The 23,652-nt window shown below is 62.4% G+C and carries 18 protein-coding genes; 10 read left to right on the top strand and 8 right to left on the bottom strand.

All coding sequences use genetic code 11. The features are described from left to right. Positions 1 to 169: 169 nt before the first annotated feature. Both AC0L15_RS14730 and AC0L15_RS14725 read left to right on the top strand, forming a co-directional pair. Positions 170 to 1,003 (top strand): helix-turn-helix domain-containing protein, encoded by an 834-nt coding sequence (locus tag AC0L15_RS14730; RefSeq protein WP_287066446.1) that lies wholly within the window; start codon positions 170 to 172, stop codon positions 1,001 to 1,003. 84 nt (positions 1,004 to 1,087) lie between these two features. Continuing rightward, positions 1,088 to 1,510, top strand: a complete 423-nt coding sequence (locus AC0L15_RS14725; protein ID WP_027155605.1) for a VOC family protein — start codon at positions 1,088 to 1,090, stop codon at positions 1,508 to 1,510. Here the strand turns inward: AC0L15_RS14725 and AC0L15_RS14720 are convergent. Both AC0L15_RS14720 and AC0L15_RS14715 read right to left on the bottom strand, forming a co-directional pair. Then, positions 1,507 to 2,979 carry a cobyric acid synthase gene (locus AC0L15_RS14720; RefSeq protein ID WP_473496528.1) on the bottom strand — a complete coding sequence of 491 codons (1,473 nt, stop codon included), beginning with the start codon at positions 2,977 to 2,979 and terminating at the stop codon, positions 1,507 to 1,509. The two genes, AC0L15_RS14725 and AC0L15_RS14720, sit on opposite strands and share 4 nt — an antisense overlap. After that, on the bottom strand, positions 2,979 to 3,593 hold the full coding sequence (locus AC0L15_RS14715) for a dimethylsulfonioproprionate lyase family protein (RefSeq protein ID WP_473496527.1): 615 nt from the start codon (positions 3,591 to 3,593) through the stop codon (positions 2,979 to 2,981). Before AC0L15_RS14715 ends, AC0L15_RS14720 begins: the two co-directional genes overlap by 1 nt. Before the next feature lie 151 nt (positions 3,594 to 3,744). Here AC0L15_RS14715 and AC0L15_RS14710 point away from each other — a divergent pair, with 151 nt between their 5' ends. The 3 genes from AC0L15_RS14710 to mmsB all read left to right on the top strand — a co-directional run bounded on the left by AC0L15_RS14710 (position 3,745) and on the right by mmsB (position 6,357). Continuing rightward, positions 3,745 to 4,911 carry an isobutyryl-CoA dehydrogenase gene (locus AC0L15_RS14710; RefSeq protein ID WP_473496526.1) on the top strand — a complete coding sequence of 389 codons (1,167 nt, stop codon included), beginning with the start codon at positions 3,745 to 3,747 and terminating at the stop codon, positions 4,909 to 4,911. A 30-nt stretch (positions 4,912 to 4,941) separates the two neighbouring features. Beyond that, a complete protein-coding gene (locus AC0L15_RS14705) occupies positions 4,942 to 5,310 on the top strand; it encodes a four helix bundle protein (RefSeq protein ID WP_473496525.1) in 369 nt (122 codons plus the stop codon). Positions 5,311 to 5,472: 162 nt separating this feature from the next. Beyond that, positions 5,473 to 6,357, top strand: a complete 885-nt coding sequence (gene mmsB / locus AC0L15_RS14700) for a 3-hydroxyisobutyrate dehydrogenase (protein ID WP_473496524.1) — start codon at positions 5,473 to 5,475, stop codon at positions 6,355 to 6,357. A gap of 529 nt (positions 6,358 to 6,886) precedes the next feature. On the opposite strand, the gene AC0L15_RS14695 is transcribed toward mmsB, so the two are convergent. Both AC0L15_RS14695 and AC0L15_RS14690 read right to left on the bottom strand, forming a co-directional pair. Continuing rightward, positions 6,887 to 7,426, bottom strand: coding sequence for an NHL repeat-containing protein (locus tag AC0L15_RS14695; RefSeq protein WP_473496523.1), 540 nt, complete (start codon positions 7,424 to 7,426; stop codon positions 6,887 to 6,889). Continuing rightward, positions 7,395 to 7,646: a hypothetical protein gene (locus tag AC0L15_RS14690; RefSeq protein WP_473496522.1), complete on the bottom strand. Its 252-nt coding sequence runs from the start codon at positions 7,644 to 7,646 to the stop codon at positions 7,395 to 7,397. Before AC0L15_RS14690 ends, AC0L15_RS14695 begins: the two co-directional genes overlap by 32 nt. Positions 7,647 to 7,993: 347 nt before the next feature. On the opposite strand from AC0L15_RS14690, the gene AC0L15_RS14685 reads away from it, so the two are divergent. Further along, positions 7,994 to 10,018, top strand: a complete 2,025-nt coding sequence (locus AC0L15_RS14685) for an ABC transporter ATP-binding protein/permease (protein WP_027154478.1) — start codon at positions 7,994 to 7,996, stop codon at positions 10,016 to 10,018. A 106-nt stretch (positions 10,019 to 10,124) separates the two neighbouring features. Here AC0L15_RS14685 and AC0L15_RS14680 read toward each other — a convergent pair whose 3' ends face one another. Together AC0L15_RS14680 and AC0L15_RS14675 are read right to left on the bottom strand one after the other, a co-directional pair. Beyond that, positions 10,125 to 11,504, bottom strand: a complete 1,380-nt coding sequence (locus tag AC0L15_RS14680) for an aspartate aminotransferase family protein (protein WP_027154479.1) — start codon at positions 11,502 to 11,504, stop codon at positions 10,125 to 10,127. A gap of 219 nt (positions 11,505 to 11,723) precedes the next feature. Then, positions 11,724 to 13,793, bottom strand: a complete 2,070-nt coding sequence (locus AC0L15_RS14675; RefSeq protein WP_236386378.1) for a prolyl oligopeptidase family serine peptidase — start codon at positions 13,791 to 13,793, stop codon at positions 11,724 to 11,726. Between the two features lie 139 nt (positions 13,794 to 13,932). On the opposite strand from AC0L15_RS14675, the gene AC0L15_RS14670 reads away from it, so the two are divergent. Beyond that, complete coding sequence (locus tag AC0L15_RS14670; RefSeq protein WP_027154482.1) at positions 13,933 to 14,490, top strand: hypothetical protein; 558 nt, start codon at positions 13,933 to 13,935, stop codon at positions 14,488 to 14,490. Here the strand turns inward: AC0L15_RS14670 and AC0L15_RS14665 are convergent. Beyond that, positions 14,487 to 15,647 (bottom strand): MFS transporter, encoded by a 1,161-nt coding sequence (locus tag AC0L15_RS14665; RefSeq protein ID WP_473496521.1) that lies wholly within the window; start codon positions 15,645 to 15,647, stop codon positions 14,487 to 14,489. The genes AC0L15_RS14670 and AC0L15_RS14665 overlap by 4 nt on opposite strands. 125 nt (positions 15,648 to 15,772) lie before the next feature. Beyond that, positions 15,773 to 17,641: a phospholipase D-like domain-containing protein gene (locus tag AC0L15_RS14660; protein WP_473496520.1), complete on the bottom strand. Its 1,869-nt coding sequence runs from the start codon at positions 17,639 to 17,641 to the stop codon at positions 15,773 to 15,775. 228 nt (positions 17,642 to 17,869) lie between these two features. Between AC0L15_RS14660 and AC0L15_RS14655 the strand changes: the two genes are divergently transcribed. The 3 genes from AC0L15_RS14655 (at position 17,870) to AC0L15_RS14645 (ending at position 23,649) form a co-directional block, all read left to right on the top strand. Beyond that, complete coding sequence (locus AC0L15_RS14655) at positions 17,870 to 19,447, top strand: trimethylamine methyltransferase family protein (protein ID WP_473496519.1); 1,578 nt, start codon at positions 17,870 to 17,872, stop codon at positions 19,445 to 19,447. A 178-nt stretch (positions 19,448 to 19,625) separates the two neighbouring features. Next, positions 19,626 to 22,211, top strand: a complete 2,586-nt coding sequence (locus AC0L15_RS14650; protein WP_473496518.1) for a GcvT family protein — start codon at positions 19,626 to 19,628, stop codon at positions 22,209 to 22,211. Between the two features lie 70 nt (positions 22,212 to 22,281). Further along, complete coding sequence (locus tag AC0L15_RS14645) at positions 22,282 to 23,649, top strand: M24 family metallopeptidase (protein ID WP_473496517.1); 1,368 nt, start codon at positions 22,282 to 22,284, stop codon at positions 23,647 to 23,649. The last annotated feature ends 3 nt before the right edge of the window (positions 23,650 to 23,652 follow it).

Genomic DNA, 23,652 nt, shown 5'->3' with positions numbered 1-23,652 from the left:
GGTGGGGGGGCGTCTCCCGCTCTTTTATTCGGGGTTGGGGGGGGGGGGGGGGGGGGGGGGGGCCCCCCCCGGGGCCCCCCCCCCCCCCGGCGGCCCGCCCCCCCCCCCCCGCGGCCCGCTTTTGATTCTGAGGGTTGGTCTGCTACCATCCGCGGGCGGAGGAAAGCTCATGTCTGCCCAGAGCGAAGACGGCAGCAACCAGCACAGTCCTGGCCTCGACCGGTTCGAGATGGTTCGGCGTGCGCCTGGCCCTTGGCTCCAGGGTTCAGTCACTGACATCTGCGGCTACCGCGAAACCATGCCCGGCCGTTTCCGCAACGTCGAATACGCATCGCTGACCGTGCCGCTGGTCATCAGCTTTGCCGAACCCTTCGCCATCGGGCTCGGCAAGGAGCCGGGCGACAACGACCGCTTCGCCAGTTTCGCCGCCGGCCTCTATGCCGGTCCGGTGGTGATCGAATCCCGCGGCGGCGCCTGCTGCATCCAGGTCAATTTCACCCCGCTCGGCGCCCGACGCTTCTTCGGCCTTGCGATGAGCGAACTGACCGACCGCATGGTCGGCCTCGACGATGTGCTCGGGATCGAAGGCATCGCGCTGCGCGAAAGACTTGGCAATGCCCACGGCTGGAGCGCACGTTTTGCCATCGTCGAGACGTTCGTCGCCGCGCGGCTGACTGAGGCCCGCGAAATGCAGGCCGAAATCGCCTGGGCCTATGACCGGATCATCGTCTCGGGTGGCCGCATTCGCGTCTCATCGCTCGCCGACAGGCTGGGCTGGAGCCGCAAGCATCTCGCGGGAAAATTCTCCAACGCGATCGGCGTCGGCCCCAAGACGCTGTCGCGCATCGTCCGCTTCAACCGGGCGCTCGGCCTGTCAAGGCAGGGCAAATCCGATTGGGCTGATATCGCCGCCGATTGCGGCTATGCCGACCAGGCGCATCTGGTGCGCGAATTCCGCGACCTTGCCGGCGAAACGCCGACGGCGCTGGCCGCCCAGGCATAGAGGCGCTGGTAACATTTCTTCAAGACGTGGGAAAAGCCTTCGCCCAGACTGGATTATCGTCCAATCCAATTGAAGGAGATCGTCATGACCATGTCAGTCGAACCGCCCAGGCTCTATCCCACCTTGCGCTACCGCAATGCCGCGAAAATGATCGACTGGCTCGGTGAAGCCTTCGGCTTTGCCGTTCATGCCCGCTACGGCGAAGGCGACATCGTCCAACACGCCGAACTGACTTTCGGCTCCTCGATGATCATGCTGGGCACCGCACGCGACGACAAGTTTGGCCAGATGATCGGCGCACCGGGCCCGGGTGGCGGCAGATCGATCTATGTTGCCGTCGACGATGCCGATGCCGCTTATGCCAGAGCCAAGAAGGCCGGCGCCGAAATACTGGAAGAGCTCACCGACCGCGACTATGGCAGCCGCGAATTCATCTGCCGCGATCCGGAAGGCAATGTCTGGTCGTTCGGCACCTATTGGCCAAAGGCCGGCGAGCCCGCCAGCTAACGCGCCAGACCAAAGATGGCGTCGCAGTCGAGGTGGGTTTCCAGCTCGGCTGCGATCTCGTCCAGCGCCCGTTCGACTTCGGCACGGTAGTCGATGCCGCCGCCCTTGACGCCAAGGTTTTCCAGGAATTTCGCCCGAAAAGCGTCGGCGGAAAACAGCCCGTGCAGATAGCTGCCCGACACCTTGCCGTCGGCCGAGACGGCGCCGTCATCGGCGCCGTTGATGACGGCGGACGGCCGCAGCGTGTCCGGACCGGTGGTGCGGCCGAGATGGATCTCGTAGCCCTCGAGCGGCAGGTCGAACTGGACCGAGCGCGCGCTGACATTGCGCACCGTCTTTTCCGGTTGCATCACCGTTTCGACGTCGAGCAGACCGAGTCCCTCGGTCTCGGTGGCGTTGCCCTCGATGCCGTCGGGATCGCGCACGACACGGCCGAGCATCTGGAAGCCGCCGCAGATGCCGACCACGTGGCCGCCGCGCTTGCGATGGGCAAGCAGGTCGCGGTCCCAGCCATTCTCGCGGAATTTTAGGAGATCGCCGATCGTCGACTTCGAGCCGGGAATGACCACCAGCCCGGCATCTTCGGGCAAGTGCTGGCCGGGGGGCACGAAGACGACCTCGACCTGCGGCTCGGCCTTGAGCGGGTCGAGGTCGTCGAAATTGGCGATGCGCGAAAGCATCGGCACGGCGACCTTCAGCGCGCGCTTCTCGCCGGACGCCAGGCGTTCGAGCACCACGGAATCTTCCGAGGGCAGCCGCGCCGCCGCCTTCAGCCACGGCACGACGCCAAAACAGCGCCAGCCGGTGAAGCTCTCGATCGCCTTGATGCCGTCATCGAACAGCGAGACATCGCCGCGGAACTTGTTGATGAGATAGCCGACGATCATGTGCCGGTCCTCTTCCGGCAGGATCAGATGGGTGCCGGCGACCGCGGCGATGACGCCGCCGCGATCGATATCGCCGACCAGGATCACCGGCACGTTGGCGCGCGTCGCAAAGCCCATATTGGCGATGTCGCGGCTCCTGAGATTGATCTCGGCCGGCGAGCCGGCGCCTTCGACGATGACGAGATCGGCACCCTCGCCGACCTTGGCCCAGGATTCGAGCACGGCATCCATCAGCCGGGCTTTCAGCGCCTGGTAGTCGCGCGCCCGCGCCTCGCCGAACACCTTGCCCTGCACCACCACTTGCGCGCCGATATCGGTCTGCGGCTTGAGCAGCACCGGGTTCATATGGACGGTGGGCACAACGCCACAGGCGATCGCCTGCAGCCATTGGGCGCGGCCGATCTCGCCGCCGAGTTTGTCGCCCGGAATATTGGCGACGGCGGCGTTGTTCGACATGTTCTGCGGCTTGAACGGCCGCACCTTCAGCCCACGCTTTTTCGCCACGCGGCAGAGGCCCGCGACCAGCACCGTCTTGCCGACATCGGAGCCTGTGCCCTGCAGCATGATCGCCTTGGCCGCCATTAATTCCTGCCCTGTGAAACGGTGCCGGTGATCGTGGATTTCGCGGCCAGTGGTCCGCCGCGCCAGATGTAGAGCGCCAGCAGCGGCTCCTTGCCGGTGCGCATGGCATGGCTGACATCAGAGGCATGGTGGATCACCTCACCCGCCTCGCGCCTTCCAAAGTCGCCTTCGCCCATGCGCCATTCGGTGCCGCCGGTCAGCGGAACGTAGATCTCCTCGGCGACGTGGTGATGGTCGGGATAGACGATTTCAGGTCCGAGGATGAGCAAGCCGGCCGCAACCTCGTCGTTGACAAAATGGCCGCGCATGCCGAAGACCTCCAGCCAGCCGTACTTGTCGATGAATGTCTTGCCGAGATCCGCCTCGCTGTAGGTCTGCCCCCAGCGCAGTTGGCCGCGACGCTCCGCAAGCAGTCGCGCCAGCGGCTGGGCGTTGGCCGGAGCGAGCTCGACGATACGGTCGAGCTGGCGCAGGCAGGCAAGCGGACGCGGCTCGAGCGGTCGTGCCGGCATGGCCCAGCCGATCCGGGCCACCGCATCGCGCACCAGCGGATCATCGAATGTTTCGAGCGTGGCGTGGAACCGTTCAAGCAGCTCATCGAAATTTGTCGTCACGCCTTGCCCCAGACACGCTTTATCACATAGCCGCCCTCAGATCGTTGGATGGAGCTAGTCGGCTTGCGCGGCGGCATCATTGGTCTAGATTGAACCGCGCGCAAAGCCAAAAACGACAGGCCAGCAGGCCGAAGACATTACGGAGCACGCCATGGACGCCGCTGTCGATGCGGGCACCAGCCAGTTCGAACTCAACGAGGACCAGCGCGCCATCCAGCAAATGGCCGAGGCCTTCGCTGCCGATCGCGTTGCGCCGAACGCGCTCGACTGGGACCGCAACAAGCATTTTCCGGCGGACGTGATCCGCGAGACTGGCCCGCTCGGCCTTGGCGGCATCTATGTCGGTGACGATGTCGGCGGCTCGGCGCTCGGCCGGCTGGACGCGGTGCTGATCTTCGAGGCGCTTTCGCGCGCCGATCCGGCCTTCTCCTCCTTCATCTCGATCCACAACATGGTGGCTTCGATGATCGACCGCTTCGGCAGCGACGAGCAGCGCCAGCACTTCCTGCCGAAGCTGACCTCGATGGAATGGCTGGCGAGCTATTGCCTGACCGAGCCGGGTTCGGGATCGGATGCCGCGGCGCTGAAGACGCGCGCGGTGAGGAGCGGCCGCGACTATGTGCTGAACGGCGTCAAGCAGTTCATTTCGGGCGCCGGCGACAGCGACCTTTACATCGTCATGGCGCGCACCGGCGCTGACGGTCCGAAGGGCATTTCGACCTTCGTCGTGCCGAAAGATGCGCCCGGCCTGTCTTTCGGCGCCAACGAGCACAAGATGGGCTGGCACATGCAGTCGACCCGCCAGGTCGTCTTCGAGGACTGCAAGGTGCCGGTTGAAAACCTGCTCTCGGACGAAGGCGCCGGCTTCGGCATCGCCATGGCCGGGCTCGACGGCGGCCGGCTCAACATCGCCGCCTGTTCGCTGGGCGGGGCGCAATCGGCGCTCGACAAGGCGCTGTCCTACACCGCCGAACGCAAGGCCTTCGGAGCCAAGATCAACCAGTTCCAGGCGCTGCAATTCAAGCTGGCCGACATGGAGACCGAGTTGCAGGCAGCACGGATATTCCTTTACGCCGCTGCCTCGAAGCTCGACCGCAAGGCCCCGGACGCCTCGAAATGGTCGGCGATGGCCAAGCGCTTCGTCACCGACATCGGCTTCAACATTGCCAACGACGCGCTGCAACTGCATGGCGGCTATGGCTATCTGCACGATTACGGCATCGAGAAGCTGGTGCGGGATTTGCGCGTCCACCAGATTCTCGAAGGCACCAACGAGATCATGCGCGTCATCATCGCACGCGCCCTCATCGGCCGGTAAGGCAATAGGCAGTAGGCAGTAGGCAGTAGGATGACCGGCAAGATCAGTTCGTACAAGGATCTCATCGTTTGGCAGCAGGCGATGGATCTGGCCGTCACCACCTACGCCTTGACCAAGGCATGGCCAAAAGAGGAATTGTATGGGTTGACCAGCCAGATCCGCCGCTCGGCAACCTCTATCCCTGCAAACATCGCGGAAGGTTATGGCCGAGACAACCGAGGCTCTTATCAGCAATTCCTCCGGATAGCCCAAGGGTCGCTGAAGGAGTTCGAGACGCACCTCCAGATCGCTGAACGCATTGGCCTAGCTACGCATGATCAAGCTTGTCAGATACTGTTTGCGACCGAGGGCATCGGAAAAATGCTTCGCCAACTCATTAGCAAACTCGCGCCCGAATAGGCCGCCGACCGCTACTGCCTACTGCCTACTGCCTACTGCCTACTGCCTACTGCCTACTGCCTACTGCCTACTGCCCACTGCCTACTGCCCACTGCCCACTGCCTACTGCCTACTGCCTACTGCCCACTGCCTACTGCCTTACCCAAACCACGGAGTGCCATCATGACCACCATCGCCTTCATCGGCCTCGGCAATATGGGCAATCCGATGGCAGCCAACCTCGTCAAGGCTGGATATGCCGTTCACGGCTTCGACCTGATCCCGGAAAATCTCGCCAACGCCAAGGAGCATGGGGTCGTCGTCATGGCCAATGCCGTTGCCGCGGTGAAGGAGGCCGACGTGGTCATCACCATGCTGCCGGCCGGCAAACACGTTCTGTCGGTCTATGAAGACATCGTGCCAAAGGCGAAAAAAGGCGCGCTGTTCATCGATTCCTCGACCATCGACGTCGAATCGGCACGAAAAGCCCACGCAATTGCCGCCAGACACAAGCTGCTGTCGATCGACGCGCCGGTTTCCGGCGGCACCGGCGGCGCCGCCGCCGGCACGCTGACCTTCATGGCCGGCGGCGTGAAGGAAGCTTTTGCCAAGGCCGAACCAATCCTCAAGCCGATGGCCGGCCGTATCGTCCATTGTGGTGATGACGGCGCCGGACAGGCGGCAAAGATCTGCAACAACATGATCTTGGGCATTTCGATGATCGGCGTCGCCGAAGCCTTCGTTCTGGCGGAAAAGCTCGGCCTGTCGCACCAGGCGCTGTTCGACGTCGCCTCGAACTCGTCGGGCCAGTGCTGGTCGCTGACCACCTACTGCCCGGTCCCTGGTCCGGTGCCGACATCGCCGGCCAACAATGGCTACAGGCCGGGGTTTGCCGCGGCACTGATGCTGAAAGACCTGAAACTGTCGCAGGAGGCCGCGCAAAGCGCCGGTGCGGTGACGCCGCTCGGCGCCGAGGCCGCCCAGCTTTATGCGCTGTTCAACGCCCAGGGGCATGCCGCTGCCGACTTCTCCGGCATCATAAATTTCCTGCGCGGCACCCCGGCGTAATGCATGTCGCCCAAAAGCCTGCCCTTCAGACGCGACGCGCTTTCAGCCTCGAACTCGACCGGCTTTCGGTTTCCGGCAAGAAACATCGGAAATTTAGATTTGCTTAAACTATCGATAACCACCCGGTAACGATGTTCCTGTAGAACGGAGTGCGAGGCGGCCTATCGCAACCGCCCGGCGCTCCGGATCAGGTCTCGCGTCCCGGAGCCCGTAAGTTTCGCCAAGTGTTCAGTCAGCGAAGCGCCATGCGTATCTGGCAAAACCGCGTTCCCGATGGAGCGCGGTTTTTGCATTTCGGAACGGGACCGCGCACAAGAGCGGGCACCGATGTGAAAAGGGCCGCAGATGCGGCCCTCGGTGGTGCAAGTCACGACCCCGTGCGGCCAAGGGAAGAGGGCTATGCGAGCCTCTTCTCAAGTTGCTCCATCCAATCCAGTTGCGACCAGCTTGCCGTCCATCATCATGGGGATGATTGCCAGCTTCTTTTCTTCCAGGAATTCCAGATCGGCGCTGCCTTGATTGAGGTCCATCAGCTGCTCGACTTTTCCATCCGGATGAATGCGAAAGAGCGCCCCTGCGACCAATCCGTAACGAGCCAATTCCCTGCCCCGTCTGATTCTAGACCATCCAGATTTCCAACAGGCTCGCCGGACCCGATGTCAGAGATGGCCTTCGTCTTCAGGTCGATCGCGATCAGATGGCCGGGTGTCTTGGACGAAAAATCCGGCTGGATGTCGCGACCCCAACCGGCGACGAGGAGGCGACCGTCTTCGACGCGCAGACCATTCGGATGCAGGAGATCCTCGCTCTCGAGCCAGACGGAGAGAGCATCATTGTCCAGAACATAAATCCTGTTCGCCAGCATGTCGGAAGCAAAGACCCGACCCGCCTCGTCGATAGCGGGATCATTGAGGAATTGAGCGCCTTCTGCAGGCCACGTTCCAGTGATCTGACCGCTCTCGACGTCGACAGCCATGAGCCGATCGATGTCGGTGACGAAAAGCGTATCGCCTTTCATCACCAATCCCTTGGGCGCATTAAAGCCGGTCACCCATTCGGCTGCCTGCAATTTTCACGTCAGGCGAAACTTTCGAAAGGTATCCAACCCCATCCTTGCCGGCGGGCTCGCCGACAATGTTGGAGACGTAGAAGACGTTCCGCTTTGCATCGAAGAGGACGCTCTCTGGGGCCTTGAAGCCGTCAAGCGACCAGACCTCCTCCGCCGTCGCCGGCAACCCTGTCACTCCTAGTAGCAGAATAGAAAATAGAACTGTCTGCAGCCTAATCATGATAGCCTCCCTATGTTATTTTGACGCCTTTATGTAAAACGCAACTAAAAATTGCGTTGTCAATCTTACAAAACTTACAGTTGACGATTCGATTGCTCTGACAAGCCTATGTGCCAAGCGGCTTATGCTTAGCCAACATTACATTTCTCCAGATGAATGGCAGTTCCAACACCACTGTCGTTGGAAGCCGCACTGCGGACGAAAGATTGTCGACACGCTCGCGAAGCGGCAGCAGATCAAGGAAGACGCCAGGAAACGAAGCCGACCGCATCCGCGCCGACGTGGAGATCAAGCGGCTTGAGCGGACATCATTGAAACCTTCTGATTTCCAAGCCGTTATCGCCGGTATGTCCGGGGCTAAATCCAAGCCGAAATCGGTCTCCAAATCACGCGATGCCGAGAAGTCGCGCCAGGAGAAGCAGTCGACTGTCGAAGCCGAGTCTGAGATCGTCGGCGCGGCCCCGCCCCCGCTGGATTTCGTCGAACCCGATCCGGAGCTGACCCCTGAGGAGGCCGAGCAGGCGCGCAAGAGATACTTGCTGAGGCGTTTCTGGATCAGCGCGCGCGGTTACTGGGGCCGCGGAGGCGACAGGCGGGCTTGGCCGTACACGATCGGGTTATTGGTCCTGATCGTCATCAATGTCGGCTTCCAGTATGGCATCAATGTCTGGAATCGCGCAATTTTCGATGCCCTTGAGCAACGCAATGCGCGCACCGTCTATGTCCTGAGCGCCGTTTTCGTCCCGCTCGTGCTCGGAAGCGGAAGCCTTGTCGTTGCACAGGTGTTCCTTCGCATGACGATGCAGCGCCGCTGGCGTTCCTGGCTTACCAACGCGGTCATCGCGCGGTGGCTTGCAAGCGGCCGCTACTTTCAGTTGAACCTCGTCGGCGGCGACCACCAGAACCCTGAAGCACGCATCACGGAGGATTTGCGGATTGCCACCGAAGCCCCGGTCGACTTCATCGCCGGTGTCATCAACGCGTTTCTGTCGGCCTCGACCTTCATCGTGGTGCTCTGGACGATCGGCGGGGCCCTGACTCTGACGATCGCAGGTTCGACGGTGACCATTCCCGGCTTTCTCGTCATCACCGCGGTGCTCTATGCCGCGATCACATCCACCTCGATGGCGGTCATTGGCCGCCATTTCGTCCACCTCTCCGAGGAAAAAAATCAGGCTGAAGCCGAATTCCGCTACACGCTGACGCGCGTGCGGGAAAACGGCGAGAGTATCGCATTGCTCGGCGGCGAGGAGGAAGAGCGTAGCGGCATCGACAAGACGTTCGCCTATGTGCTCAGGCAATGGGCGCTCCTTACAGGTCAGCATATGCGCACAGCGCTGGTATCGCAGGGGGCGAGTCTGTTTGCGCCTGTCGTGCCGGTTTTGCTTTGCGCTCCAAAGTTTCTCGAAGGCGGCATGACACTTGGACAGGTCATGCAGGCTGCCTCTGCCTTTGCCATTGTGCAGGGCGCGTTCGGATGGCTGGTCGACAACTACCCCCGTCTCGCCAATTGGAACGCCTGTGCACGGCGCATCGCCTCGCTGATGATGTCGCTCGACGGGCTCGAGCGCGCCGAACAGAGCAACACGTTGGGACGCATAAAGCGCGGCGAAGCTGCAGGCGATGCGATGCTCAGCCTGAACAATCTCTCCGTGTCGCTCGACGACGGCACTGCCGTGGTCAAGGAAACCAAGGTCGTGATCGAATCAGGCGAGCGGGTGCTCGTCGCCGGCGAATCCGGCTCAGGCAAGAGTACGCTGGTGCGGGCCGTCGCAGGTCTGTGGCCGTGGGGCGGCGGCAGCGTCAACATCCACGCCGACAGACGGCTGTTCATGTTACCGCAACGGCCTTATGTCCCCACCGGGACGCTTCGCCGCGCAGTCGCCTATCCAGGCGCCGCCGATCGCTGGACGCTGGATGAGATCAAGGCTGCCCTCGACAAGGTCGGGCTCGATTATCTGAACGACAAGATCGAGGACGACGCGCCATGGGACCAGACCCTGTCGGGTGGCGAAAAGCAGCGGCTCGCCTTCGCGCGTCTTCTGCTGCACAGCCCCGATATCATCGTGCTGGATGAAGCAACGTCAGCACTCGATGAAAAGAGCCAGGACAAGATGATGGAGATGATCGTTCACGAATTGCCGAAGGTCACCATCATAAGCGTGGCGCATCGCGCCGAGCTGGAAGCCTTTCATAGCCGCAAGATCACCTTGGAGCGGCGCGAGGGCGGCGCGAAGCTCGTCAGCGATATCGATCTTCTCCAGCGCAAGAGAAGACGGAACTTGCTTGAGCGATTTATACGGCGCCGGCGCGCCGTACCGAAGCGCAGCACTGCGTTGAGCAAAGCGGCGCTGCCCGAGACAAAAAAGTGAAATCCGCCGATCGGGCCTCGGCTCTTGGTGAGCGGCTTCTCCGGCTGGCAGAGTCCGATTCAAACGCCGGGCGTCCGGTTGCAGAACGCCCGGCGATCGTTTTATCTCACCGCTTGCGCAAATCCGCCTGCGCCAGGTCAAGCGCCTTGGCGATGCGGCCGCAGGCCATGTCGATCGTCTCGCGCGTCCAGATCAGCGGCGGCGACAGGATCATCGTATCGCCGGTGGCGCGCAGCATCATGCCCTGGGCAACTGCGTGGTCGCGGACGGTCACGGCCGCGCTCCCGGCCGGCAGGAAGCGCTCCTTGGTCGCCTTGTCGCTGACGATCTCGATCGCCGCCATCAGCCCGATCGAGCGCACCTCGCCGACCAGATTGTGCCCGCCGACGTGCTCCTGCAGCGCCTTGGCGAAATAGGGTCCGGTGTCGTTCTTGACCCGATCGACCAAACCTTCCCGCTCGATGATCTCGAGGTTCTTCAGCGCCACGGCGCAGGCCACGGGGTGGCCGGCATAAGTATAGCCGTGATTGAACTCGCCGCCCTTCTCGACCAGCGTCGCGGCGATGCGGTCACCGACCAGCAGTGCCGACAGCGGCTGATAACCGGAGGTCAGCGCCTTGGCGGTGGTGATGGTATCGGGCTCGATGTCGAAGGTCTGAGCTGCGAACCACTCGCCGGTGCGGCCATAGCCGGTGATGACCTCGTCCAGCATCAGCAGGATATCGTATTTGCGGCAGATGCGCTGCACTTCCGGCCAATAGCTCATCGGCGGTATCTTCACGCCGCCTGCTCCCATCACCGGCTCGCCGATGAAGGCGGCGACCTTGTCGGCGCCGGCTTCGAGGATGGCATCCTCGACGGCCTTGGCCGCGCGCAGGCCGAAATCATGGTCGCTTTCGCCGGGCAGAGCCAGCTCATAGGCATAAGGCATCATCACATGGACGATGTTGGGAACCGCGCCGTTGAGCTGCTTGTGCATCGGCTCCATGCCGCCCAGCGAAGTGCCGGCGATGGTCGAGCCGTGATAGGCGCTCTTGCGCGAGATGATGCGGTTCTTCTCCGGCTTGCCTTCCAATACCCAATAGTGGCGCACCAGGCGCAGCGCCGTGTCGTTGGCCTCCGAACCGGACGAGCCGAAGAACACCTGGTTGACATGCTTTGGCGCCAGTTCCGCCAGCTTTTTGGCCAGCAGCACCGGTGTCGGGGTCGAGCATTTGAAGAAGGAATTGTAGTAGGGCAGTTCCTTCATCTGGGCGTAAGCGGCGTCGGCCAGCTCATCGCGCCCGTAACCGATGTTGACACACCACAGCCCGGCCATGCCGTCGAGGATTTCCGTGCCTTCGGAATCGTAGATGAACGGCCCGTTGGCGTGGGTGATGATGCGTGAGCCGGCCTCGCGCATCTCCTTGTGGTCGGTAAACGGATGGAGGTGATGCGCAGCATCGATCTGCTGAAGCTGCTTCAGCGAATAATTCTGATAGGTCATGTCTGATCTTCCTCTTGAACCAATCCGGCAATTGCAGCCGGGGCGGATTCGTCAGAGGAAGGCGGGCGGCGAATAGCCGATGCGGGCGCAAAGCCGCAAAAGCTCGGCGCGAAGCGTGCGCGGCGACGGCGTCACGGCCACCCCAAACGCGCATGATGCCTTCATCCGACCCATGCAGCATCTTAGGCGGTCTGATGCGATCAGTTCAAGCCGTTCCGTTCAAGCCGTTCCGGCCAGCGCCCGTTGCAGGAAGACATACTTCATCGCCGCCTGTGCCGCTTGCGGCCGGCGATCGCCGCGCCCGCCATGGCCGCCCTCGGTCTCCTCGAAAAACAGCGTCTTCGCGTGGCCGGCAGCCTGCAGCCGTGCCGCCATTTTCCGCGCATGGCCGGGATGGACGCGGTCGTCGGCGGTAGATGTCGTCAGCAGCACCGGCGGATAGGCGGCATCGGTCTCGACATGCTGATAAGGCGAGTAAGCCGCCAGCGACGCGGCCTCTTCCGGCTTCGCCGGATCGCCATACTCGGCCATCCAGGATGCGCCGGGCGGCAGTTCGGTGTAGCGCAGCATGTCGAGCAGTGGCACGTCGATGATCACCGCGCCGAAAAGCTCCGGATGCTGGGTCAGCGAAACGCCGGTCAGCAAGCCGCCATTCGAGCCGCCCTGGATGCCAAGCGTCGCCGGCGTGGCGATGCCGCGTTCCACCAGGTCTTGCGCGACCGCGGCGAAATCGTCGAAGGCGTTCTGGCGATTGGCCTTGAGCGCGGCCTGATGCCAGTTCGGACCGAACTCGCCGCCGCCGCGGATATTGGCCTGCACATAGGCATTGCCCTTTTCCAACCACAGCCGGCCGCGCACGCCGGCATAGCCGGGCAGCAGCGGCACTTCGAAGCCGCCATAGCCGTAAAGCAGCGTCGGCACCGGCCCGTCCTGGTCGCGCCGCCTGACGACGAAATAAGGGATTTTGGTGCCGTCCTTCGAGCGTGCCTCGAACTGTTCCGAGACCAGGGACGATGCATCGAAACGCGCCGGCTGCGATTTCACGGTTGTCAGCATCGCTGCATTGTCGTCCGACCAGATGATCGAGCTCGGCGTCAGGAAATCGGTGAAGGAGAAGGACACGCTGGAGCCGAAACGCTCGGCGTGGCTGATGCCGACACTGCCGTTTTCGGGCAGCGCCACCGGCTGCAGCGACCAGCCGCTGCCGCTGCGATCGCAGGCGACGACCTTGCCGCGCACATTGTCCATCAGATTGATGAACAATCGGTCCCGCGTGCGGGCAATGCCGGCAATCGAGACACGATCCGCCGGTTCGAGCACGGTCTCGACAGGTGCGAGCGCATTGGTCTCGATCCAGCGCGCGAAGTCCAGCGAATAGAGGCCATCAGGCTTGCACAGCGTGCCGTCCGGCGCCGTCCACGGGCTGCGTACTCCAAAGACGAACTGATCCCTGAACAGCACCGCGTCGGTCACGTCGTCCGGCAACGGGATGCGCCTGTTTTCACCGGAGGGCAGACGAAGAAAACTGTGCGAGGCAAAGAAATCGAGCGTCCGGGTCAGCAACAGATGACGCTTGTCGCCGTCGAATTCGAGGGAACCGCCGGCGGCGAGATCCTGCTTCTGCGCCTCGAAAATCGGCGTCGCATCCTCCAGCCTGGTGCCGCGCTGCCAAAGCTTGACCACGCGCGGATAACCGGACTGGGTTTTTTCGTCCTCTTCGAAGGCAGCCGATACGATGACCGTGTCCTTGTCCAGCCAGTTGAAGCCCGACTTCGAGGCAGGAGCACGAAAGCCGCCCTCGACAAAGGACTTGCTGTCGATGTCGAATTCGCGCATTTCGCTGGCGTCGCCGCCATCCGGCGACAGGCTGAGCAGGCAGCGGCTGAAATTGGGGTAAAGCCGGCTAGCGCCGCTGAACACCCATTTCACACCCTCTTTGGCTGACAGACTGTCGAAGTCGATGATCGTCTCCCATTCCGGCTTCTCGGTCTTGTAGGAAGCGACCGGAGTGCGCCGCCAGAGGCCGAGCACGTTGGTCTTGTCCTGCCAGAAATTATAGACGTGGCCGTTGAGCGCAGACCCGACGGCAATGTTGTCTTCGGCCGTCATCAGGTCCAGTGCGGTTTGGAAGCAGGTCTGGTAGGATGGATCGCCCTGCAACTCGGCGACCGTGATCTCGTTCTGACGGTGAACCCAGTCGAGCGTTTCCTTGCCCGTTCTGTCCTCCAGCCAGAGAAAGGGATCCTCAGTCGCCGAATTCGGCCGCGTCTTTGTATTCGACTTGGTCATGTGGTCTCCGATAAATTCGTCAAGGCTCGGCAACGTCGTCTTGCCACTATCGGTATTCAACCTGGAACGCAAAAGGAGCCATTGCGCTGTTGGCCTCTAAGGTGGGGCCGCCTGCCGCCCGCAGGCCACGAGGGAATCCATGCAACATCTGTACATTGCCAAAGAGAAGTTCGGTCCTTTCAGCGGCACTGCGTGGACCATGTACATAAACTGGTCCGGCCTCACCCAATTAAGCGAGGTCGTCTCACTCGATGGAATGCTCGGGCCGGTCGCGCTGGGAGAGGTAAAGGACAGCTACTGGCCCCACATTGTCAACGAGGACTACATGCTCGATTTCTTTGTGGATCTGGACTTCCTCCTTTCGGAGTTGGCGGATCCGGGCGACTTGAATGTCCTTAATGTGATCCGAAGACCATCGCCTGACGTGCGTTCACTCGACTGGAACGGATTTACCTTCCTGGGCTACGACTTGTTGGATCAAGACGTCTCCATAAGCGCTCTGACCAACTGCGGAGGATTTCCTGACGTGTTTGCGAACACGGAACTGTCCGATGTTGGATTGATACCCGATTTTGATCGTGCCGTTGAAATTCGAGACCTTCTACGCAGGATGCATCCCTCTGAACACCATGCCGAATGTGATTTATGGGCGATTTCCAGATGGCAAGGAAATGAAGGCACCCCGCAATTGTATTAGACCGCTCGCCCCCGCAATACGGTTGTGACCGCCAACGCCAGACAAATGGCGCCAAGCGTGATCGGCAGGCCGTCCGCGCCGAGAATATCCATGGCGCCGCCCGCCAGCGGCGGCACGGCGATGCCCCCGACGCCCCACATTAGCGAGAAGGCGGCGTTGCCGGCGACCAGTGCCGAGCCGGTGAACCGCTCGCCAAGCTCGATGATCGACATCGTGTAGATGCCGTAGGAAACCGCACCCCAGACAAACACGCACGGCCAGATCAGAGGCGTCTCGATGAGAACAGGCAACAGCACGCATCCGAGCACCGTTAGCGATACACAGATAAATCGCACCAGACGCACCGTCAGCCGTTCCGCCAGCAGGCCGAGCGGCACCTGCATGGCGATGTTGCCGGCGATCATCATCGACAGCAGCGCCGACATGCGCGCCTCCGCGATGCCATAATGCGCTCCGTAGACCGGCAGCAGTGCCAGCACCCCCTGTTCGAAACCGGCGGCCACCACGACCGCCGACAGCAGCAGCCATGCCATCGGCATGAACCCCATCACCGAAACCTGGTGCCCGGCTTCATCGACCTTTGGCAGCCGTCGCAGCACCAGCGCCAGGCAGGCGCCGCAAAAGACGAATGCGGCGATGCCGACGAGAAACGGCGGCCATCCTTCGGTGCCGACCGCAAGCAGGCACAGCGGGCCGGCCGCGAAACCTGCCGAAATGACTGTAGAATAGATTCCCATCACGCGACCGCGGCGCGCCGGAGGCGCCAGCGCGATCACCCAGATCTCGCTCAGCACATAGAGCGGATTGGTCACCACGCCGATCAGGAAGCGCAGTGGAAACCAGAGATAGACATTTTGCGTCCAGCCGATCAGCGCCAGCATGATCGCGGAAAGGGCCGCGCAGGTCAGCGCCGTGCGCCCTGCCCCGAACCGGCGCGCCAGCGCCGGGATAAGCGGCGACGAGACGATAAAGCCGACCGGCGTCATTGCCGCCGACAGGCCGATCATGGCCGGCGAGACGCCCTGGCGCTGCAGGATGAAGCTCAGCAGCGGGTAGCTCAGCCCTTGCGCGATGGCGAACACCGAAACGGTGGCGATCACGCCGGTGATCGCCGCCCACTGCATTGTCTCGTCGCTGTTCTGTTCCGCCCGGTCCATGATTCGCACCACGAAACCTGCACGATTAGCGTTTCGGCGGCGTGCCGGGAAGCACCGGCGGCAGGAACCGCTTGCGCCAGCCAGAGCATGCCTTGTTTAAGGACTCCGCGGCGCCATTCAGGCCACTACGGAAAATACCGGGCAATCGCCCCCTTCCTGCCCTCCGCGTAAGGCTTCAGCCACTTGTCGTCGACGGAGAGCCCGTCATTGTCCGACGGTCCTTCTCCAATCGTTCTGCGCCAGGCGCGGAACTTGTAGTGGTCGAACACGTCGAGCATATACACCGCAAAGGCCGCAGCGAACGTCTTGTTGCCTTCGATGATCACCATGTTCTCGTCGTTTTCATAGGACGCCTTGTAGCCAAGGTTGTGGCTGCCGGCGATGACGGTCGCATTGTCGGCCATCGGATCGATGATCACGATCTTGTCGTGCACGATCGCATGGCCGACGGTCAGCACTTCCGCCTGGAAATCCCGCGCAACGGAGGCCCCCGTCAGGTTGGCCGCCCTGACGATGGAGACGTTCGGCGCCTCCCAGACCTTCTCCGGAAAGACAAATGGCGACTTGCCGTCCCTATTCGATTTTTTGGTGACCGGATCCCGGGTCGGGGCAATATAGTTGGGCATGGCGGTGTGATCGCTGATTGCGCCCTGCACGATCAGCTTTGGATTCGCCGTCGCCGCCGCGACCGCCTGATCGATGACCGAATTGTTGCCAAGCCGCGACGGATTGAACACGAGAAAGAGCACCGCCTCCTTCGCCGCCTTGATTCGTGCGAAAACGTCTTCGAGATCGACAGGCCGCACCGAGATGTCCTTTTTGCTGCGGTCGGGATCGTTTGGCGAGAACCAGATGGTGGTCCCATCGACATGGTTCGGTGTGCGATTCTTCAGGCGAAACGGCCTGCCTTGCTTCTGCGCCACACGTCCGGCGGCGCTATCGCTCGCCGGCGGCGGGAACATGTCGGCCTTCATCCGTTCCCAATAGGCATCGAACACTTCGGCCATGGTAGGGTCGTCGCGGATGAAGGCGTTGTTGGACTGTCCGCAAATGCCCGTCGACGTCCAATTGGTGCTGCCGGTCATGACCGCTTGCGGATTGCCCTGGGCGTCGCGGTAGACGGCAAACTTGTTATGGCCGATATGGTTGTTGTTGAACAGACGATCGGTCAGCACGACGCCGGCGTCGCGCAGCCGCTTTCTGAAGGGCGCGTTGCCCGCGTCCCACGCCTTCGTTTGTTCATCCCTGCCCGAATTCGAAAGAATGACGTCGACGACATCCTTGGCGTCGATGATCGCGTCGCACAACTCGTCATCGCCAAGCTCGTAGAGGGCAAGCCTGACAGTGCCGCCCTCGGCCTTGGCCCGTTTCATCAGGCTGGTGAGCACATCCGGAACCTCGCCGTGAAGATAGGCGCGGATCTTGCTGCCGGGACGCTGAAGCTCGGCCCTGATCTTATCGCGCTGCCCGACCTTGATGCCGGCGTTTTCCAGCGCGCGCGACAGCCATTGCGTCGAGAGCACGCCGTTGGTGAAGGCGAGCCGCGCCTTGCCGAACATCGGTCCCAGGAAGATGGTCGGGCTGACGGCGCCTTGTCCGAGATAGCCGAGCGGCCGAGCCGCTCCGGTATAGGCTTTCTCGGGGCGCACCGGCACAGGATCGAGGCCGGGCCGCATGTCGCCGACCGGACGCACCCGGTAGGCGACCAATTCGCCATCCGGCCTGATTTCGACGCTGTCGCGGCGCCGCCGCACCGTAAGATCGCGCCAGAATGTCTTCTGCACCGGCCAGACGCCGGTATCCTGCGGAATCCAGTCCTTGTTGCGTTGCCCCCGGAAAGGCACCCAGGACGCCAGACAGCGTTCCTCGCCGGTGCCGGGATAGATACGGACGATCTCGAAGCCGAGACAGCCGTCGATCATTCCGTCAATATCCCAGGCAATGAAAGCGACTTCGTTGTTGGTCGCTGCACGCACGCTGACAACATCCGACACAGAAATAGTCTCCCTCAGGACGGTTTGTATTCAATGTACTTGCTCAATATGACGTGATCGCAACGTGACATGTTTCACAGTTCGGGCACAGATCTGGATTCGCCTTGGTGCGTCCGGCTGGCGAACGTCCATGTCGCTTCCCTCGTCCTAGTGGTCGCCGCCTCCGCAATGGCGGGACGGCGGTCGGTCCATTATGCCGCCGCACTGTCGCAGCGTACGAGGACTATCATGACCGCCGCCCTTCATCCCGCCGAACCGGCATTGGCAAACGACCGCGCCCGTCGCGGCGGCCGCGCGGGCAAGCGCGCCGGCGCAGCGGCGGCATTCGAGCAGCCGCCTTTCCGTCAGCTGAAAATCCCGCTGACGCCGACCAGGCTGGTCTCCGACGACGAGCTGGAATCGATCCACCTCGCCTCGCTGCGCGTTCTCAGGGAAATCGGCGTCGACGTGCTGCACGACGAGGCAAGGCGCATCATGAAGGCGCATGGCGCGGATGTCCGCGAAGGCAGCGAGCGGGTGCGCTTCGACAGCGACATGATCCTCGAGCTGGTTTCGCACTGCCCGTCGGAATTCACCATCCATGCCCGCAATCCGGCGCACAATGTCCGCTTCGGCGGCGACAACCTGATCATCTCGATGATGGCGTCGGCGCCCAATTGTTCCGACATCGACCGCGGCCGCCGCCCCGGCAACCAGCAGGACTACCGCAACTTCCTCAAGCTTGCGCAGATGCACAACATCCTGAACTGCACCGGCGGCTATCCGGTCGAGCCGATCGATATCCATCCCTCCGTCCGCCACCTCGAATGCATCCGCGATCTGAGCGTGCTCACCGACAAGGTGTTCCACATCTACTCGCTCGGCAGGGAGCGCAATGTTGACGGCATCGAGATCACCAGGATCGCGCGCGGCATCAGCGACGAACAGCTTCTCGAACAGCCGTCGGTGTTCACCATCATCAACACCAATTCGCCGCTCAAGCTCGACGTGCCGATGATGGAAGGCATCATCCAGATGTCGAGCAAGGGCCAGGTCGTCATCGTGACGCCGTTCACCCTGTCGGGCGCCATGGCGCCGGTGACCATCGCCGGCGCGCTGGTGCAGCAGAATGCCGAAGCGCTGTCCGGCATTGCCTTCGCTCAGATGGTGCGCAAGGGCGCGCCCGTCGGCTATGGCGGCTTCACCTCCAACGTCGACATGAAGTCCGGCGCGCCGGCCTTCGGCACGCCGGAATACATGAAGGCGCAATTGGTCGGCGGCCAACTCGCCCGCCGCTACAACATCCCCTACCGCACTTCCAACACCTGCGCCGCCAACACGGTCGACGCACAGGCCGCCTATGAAAGCGTGTTCTCGCTGTGGGGCGCCATCCAGGGCGGCGGCAATCTGATGATGCATGCGGCCGGCTGGCTGGAAGGCGGCCTGCGCTGCTCCTACGAGAAGACCATTCTGGACATCGACCTGCTGCAGATGGTGGCCGAATTTTTGACCCCGCTCGACCTCTCCGAAGAGGCCCTCGGCTTCGACGCCATCCAGTCCGTCGGTCCGGGCGGCCATTTCTTCGGCACCCAGCATACCCAGGACCGCTACAAGACCGCCTTCTATTCGCCTATCATCTCCGACTGGCGCAATTTCGAGACCTGGGCGGAAGCCGGATCGCCGACAGCTATCGAAAAAGCCAATCGGGTGTGGAAGGAGCGGCTGGCCTCCTATGAAGAGCCCTACATGGACCCGGCTATCCGCGAGGAGCTCGACGCCTTCGTCGACAAACGTCGGTCCGAAGGCGGCGCGCCGACTGATTTTTGATCATCTGTATTGATTTGATGAACAGGCGACTCCCACTCCGTCGAGCTTCGCTCGACACCTCTCCCCCGATCGACGGGGTAGAGGAATGGCGCGAGATTATTCCAGCCGGAGCGCTTCTCCATTTTGTTTTCACGCCCAGCTCACCCGATTCAATCTCTTCAAAAACGGAACTATCTTCATGAAATCTCATGCAAAAGCGGTTGTCATCGGTGGCGGTGTCGTCGGCTGCTCGGTGCTTTACCATCTGGCCAAGGCCGGCTGGACCGACATCATGCTGATCGAGCGTTCGGAGCTCACCTCCGGTTCGTCCTGGCATGCGGCGGGCGGCTTCCATACGCTCAACGGCGATCCCAATGTCGCCAAGCTGCAGGCCTATACGGTGCAGCTCTACAGGGAGATCGAAGCGCTTTCCGGCCAGTCCTGTTCGCTGCACCTGACCGGCGGCGTGATGATGGCCGACACGCCCGAGCGCATGGATTTTTTGCGCCTTGCCCACGCCAAAGGCCGCTATCTCGGCATGGACACCGAGCTGATCACGCCGTCAGAGGCCAAGGCGATGTTCCCGCTTATGGACGAGGCCCATTTCGTCGGCGCCATGTGGGATCCGGTCGAAGGCCATCTCGATCCTTCCGGCACCACCCATGCCTACGCCAAGGCCGCCAGGAAGCTCGGCGCCGAGATCGTGCTGCGCAACCGGGTCGTCGAGCTGACGCAGGAGGTCGACGGCACCTGGAACGTCGTTACCGAGCAAGGCACGGTCAAGGCCGAGCATGTCGTCAACTGCGGCGGCCTGTGGGCGCGCGAGATCGGCCGCATGGTCGGCGTCGAGCTGCCGCTGCTGGCCATGGAGCATATGTACCTTTTGACCGAGCCGATGCCGGAGGTCGAGGAATTCAACAGGTCGACCGGCCGCGAGATGATCGGCGTTATGGACTTCAAGGGCGAGATCTACACCCGCCAGGAACGCAACGGCATCCTGCTCGGCACCTATGAAAAAGCCTGCAAGCCGTGGTCTCCGGTCAACACGCCGTGGGATTTCGGCCATGAGCTGCTGCAGCCCGACATCGACCGCATCGCGCCGTCGCTGGAAATCGGCTTCAAGCATTTTCCCGGCATCGAGAAGGCCGGCATCAAGCAGATCATCAACGGTCCCTTCACCTTCGCGCTCGACGGCAATCCGCTGGTCGGCCCGGTGCAGGGCCTGACCAATTTCTGGTGCGCCTGCGCCGTCATGGCCGGTTTCTCGCAGGGCGGCGGCGTCGGGCTGGCGCTGTCGAACTGGATGGTCCATGGCGATCCCGGCTTCGACGTCTGGGGCATGGACGTCGCGCGCTTCGGCGAATGGGCGACGCTGCGCTATACCAATGCCAAGGTGCGCGAAAACTATTCGCGCCGTTTTTCCATCCGCTTTCCCAACGAGGAACTGCCGGCGGCACGCCCGGCCCAGACAACCCCGCTTTACGACACGATGCTGGCCAACAACGCCGTCATGGGCGATAGCTGGGGCCTCGAAACCCCACTCTGGTTCGCACCGAAAGGCACCGAGCCGAAGGACATCGTTTCCTTCCATCGTTCCAACGATTTCGGGCCGATCGGCGAGGAAGTGCGCGCCACCCGCGAGAAGGTCGGCGTTACCGAGATCGCCAACTTCGCCAAATACGAAGTCTCCGGGCCGGGATCGGAAGATTTCCTCAACCGGCTGATGACCAACCGCATGCCGAAGACCGGCCGCATTGTGCTGACGCCGATGCTGAACGAGTTCGGCAGGCTGATCGGCGATTTCACCATCGCCAAGGCGGGCGAAGAGCGCTTCATGATCTGGAGCTCGTCGGCGGCGCAGAAGTATCACATGCGCTGGTTCGAGAAGCACCTGCCGAAGGATGGTCCAGGGGCGTCACAGGTCCGCATTCACCGCTTCGACCAGACGCTGGTCGGCTTGTCGATCGCCGGGCCGAAATCACGCGACCTTCTGCAGAAACTGGTTGACGCCGACATCTCGACCAAGGCCTTCCGCTTCATGGATTTCCGCGAGATGGCGGTCGGTGGCGCGCCCTGCATGGTCAATCGCATTACCTATACCGGTGACCTCGGCTACGAGATCTGGATGGCGCCGGCCTACCAGCGTCTCGTCTACAAGGCGATCAAGGATGCCGGCGAAGAGTTTGGCCTGGTCGATTTCGGCATGCGCGCCCTGCTCTCGATGCGCCTGGAAAAGAATTTTCCGACCTGGTTCCGCGAACTGCGCCCGATCTACGGGCCGTTCGAGGGAGCGATGGACCGCTTCGTCAAGCTGGAGAAGAACGACTTCATCGGACGCGACGCGGCAGCCAGGGAGCAGGCAGAAGGGCCAAAACTGCGCCGTGTCTCCTTCATCGTCGATGCCGCGGACGCCGACGTGATGGGCGACGAACCAATCTGGGCCAAGGTCGGCGGCAAGGATTACGGCACGGTGGAGAAGCCGCACGGCTATGGCGCGCCTCGCTTCGACGCGGACGGCAAGGAAGTGCGCGGCTCGAGCGCCGCGGAAGGCGCTTCGGCCGTGCGCGGCATCGTCGACGGCGACTGGCGCGTGGTCGGCTGGGTCACCTCCGGCGGCTATGCCCATTACGTCCAGGAATCGATGGCGCAAGGCTATGTGCCGGCGGCCTTGGCCGCGGACGAGAGCGCCGGACTGTTCGAGATCGAGATCCTCGGAAGCCGACGACCAGCCCGCATCAATGTCGAGCCGCCTTTCGACCCGAGCGGCGAAAAGATGCGGTTCTGAAAGCATTGGACCCAAAGGCCCGCCCTCGGGCCTGACCCGCGCGGCCGATTGATATCGGGAGGATAGGAAAATGAGCGATCCGGGCGTCGAGCGACGGTTCGGTCGTCATCGCAGGATCGCGCCGTTCGAGCCAGACGAAGCAGGCTCAATCGATGCGTTGCGCCTGAAGTCGCGGCAGAAGGCCGCTGAACTCAACCAGCATGTGCTTGGCTACGGCGCACTGGCGGAAGCCGAGTGGCACGCCGCCGGCATTGCTGCTCCCGACCTGCCCGCCATGCGCCAATACCGGCTCGACCGCATCCGCGCCGAGCTGAAGCGCCGCGGCTATGCGGGAGCCTTGCTCTACGATCCGATCAACATCCGCTATGCGACCGACTCGACCAACATGCAGCTCTGGGTCGCACACAATCCGACAAGGCATTGTTTCGTTGCCACCGAAGGTCCGGTGGTGCTGTTCGACTATTTTTCCTGCGAGCACCTTTCCGACCACTCCGGCGTCGTCGACGAGGTTCGGCCGGCAGTGTCGTGGATGTATCTCTACAGCGGCGAACTCACCGAGCAAAAAGTCCGCCGCTGGGCCGCCGGGATCGCCGATCTGGTCAAGCAGCATGGCGGCGGTGTCAGTCGCATCGCCGTCGATCACATCAATCCCGAGGGCGTCGAAGCGCTCGCCCGCCTCGGCATCTCGATCGCCAATGGCGAAGCGCTGATGGAAAATGCACGCCTGATTAAATCGCCCGACGAAATCCTGGCCATGCGCCGATCGATCGTCGCCTGCGAGGCGGCGATGGGCGAGATGGAAGCAGCATTGAGGCCAGGAATTTCCGAAAACGAATTGTGGGCCGAACTCCACCGCGGCAACATCGCGCGTGGCGGCGAATGGGTCGAAACCCGGCTGTTGACGTCCGGCCCGCGCACCAATCCCTGGTTCCAGGAATGCTCGTCGCGAACGATCGCAGCCGGCGATCTCGTCGCTTTCGATACCGATTTGATCGGCCCTTACGGTTTCTGCGCCGACCTGTCGCGCACCTGGCTCTGCGGCGACACAGAGCCGTCCAACGAGCAACGCGAGCTGTTTCGCATCGCCGCAGACCAGATCGCGCACAACATCGGCCTGATGCGGCCGGGCACATCGTTCCGCGATCTTGTCGAACGCTCGGCGGTGCCGCCCGGAGATTGTTTCTCGGCGCGTTACGGCGTGCTCTATCACGGCGTCGGCCTGGCAGACGAATACCCGACGCTGCCGCATGCGATCGACTGGACCGAAGACACGCCCGACGGCGTGCTTGTGTCGGGCATGGTGCTTTGCGTCGAGAGCTATATCGGCCGGCTTGGCGGGCGCGAGGGCGTCAAGATCGAGGAGCAGATCCTGATCACCGAAACCGGCAACGAGCAGCTTTCGACCTATCCGCTCGACGAGCGGCTGCTCGGCGGCTGATTG

Source organism: Mesorhizobium sp. WSM4846, assembly GCF_055811415.1.
Note: the sequence above shows the minus strand (reverse complement) of the source record. Positions and strands in the feature narration are given on the sequence as shown.

Bases quoted from the DNA above. Each gene is read 5' to 3' on its own strand.
- AC0L15_RS14730 (WP_287066446.1), top strand. From the start codon at position 170: ATGTCTGCCCAGAGCGAAGACGGCAGCAACCAGCACAGTCCTGGCCTC.
- AC0L15_RS14725 (WP_027155605.1), top strand. From the start codon at position 1,088: ATGACCATGTCAGTCGAACCGCCCAGGCTCTATCCCACCTTGCGCTAC.
- AC0L15_RS14720 (WP_473496528.1), bottom strand. From the start codon at position 2,979: ATGGCGGCCAAGGCGATCATGCTGCAGGGCACAGGCTCCGATGTCGGC.
- AC0L15_RS14710 (WP_473496526.1), top strand. From the start codon at position 3,745: ATGGACGCCGCTGTCGATGCGGGCACCAGCCAGTTCGAACTCAACGAG.
- AC0L15_RS14705 (WP_473496525.1), top strand. From the start codon at position 4,942: ATGACCGGCAAGATCAGTTCGTACAAGGATCTCATCGTTTGGCAGCAG.
- mmsB (WP_473496524.1), top strand. From the start codon at position 5,473: ATGACCACCATCGCCTTCATCGGCCTCGGCAATATGGGCAATCCGATG.
- AC0L15_RS14690 (WP_473496522.1), bottom strand. From the start codon at position 7,646: ATGATTAGGCTGCAGACAGTTCTATTTTCTATTCTGCTACTAGGAGTG.
- AC0L15_RS14685 (WP_027154478.1), top strand. From the start codon at position 7,994: ATGTCCGGGGCTAAATCCAAGCCGAAATCGGTCTCCAAATCACGCGAT.
- AC0L15_RS14680 (WP_027154479.1), bottom strand. From the start codon at position 11,504: ATGACCTATCAGAATTATTCGCTGAAGCAGCTTCAGCAGATCGATGCT.
- AC0L15_RS14675 (WP_236386378.1), bottom strand. From the start codon at position 13,793: ATGACCAAGTCGAATACAAAGACGCGGCCGAATTCGGCGACTGAGGAT.
- AC0L15_RS14670 (WP_027154482.1), top strand. From the start codon at position 13,933: ATGCAACATCTGTACATTGCCAAAGAGAAGTTCGGTCCTTTCAGCGGC.
- AC0L15_RS14665 (WP_473496521.1), bottom strand. From the start codon at position 15,647: ATGGACCGGGCGGAACAGAACAGCGACGAGACAATGCAGTGGGCGGCG.
- AC0L15_RS14655 (WP_473496519.1), top strand. From the start codon at position 17,870: ATGACCGCCGCCCTTCATCCCGCCGAACCGGCATTGGCAAACGACCGC.
- AC0L15_RS14650 (WP_473496518.1), top strand. From the start codon at position 19,626: ATGAAATCTCATGCAAAAGCGGTTGTCATCGGTGGCGGTGTCGTCGGC.
- AC0L15_RS14645 (WP_473496517.1), top strand. From the start codon at position 22,282: ATGAGCGATCCGGGCGTCGAGCGACGGTTCGGTCGTCATCGCAGGATC.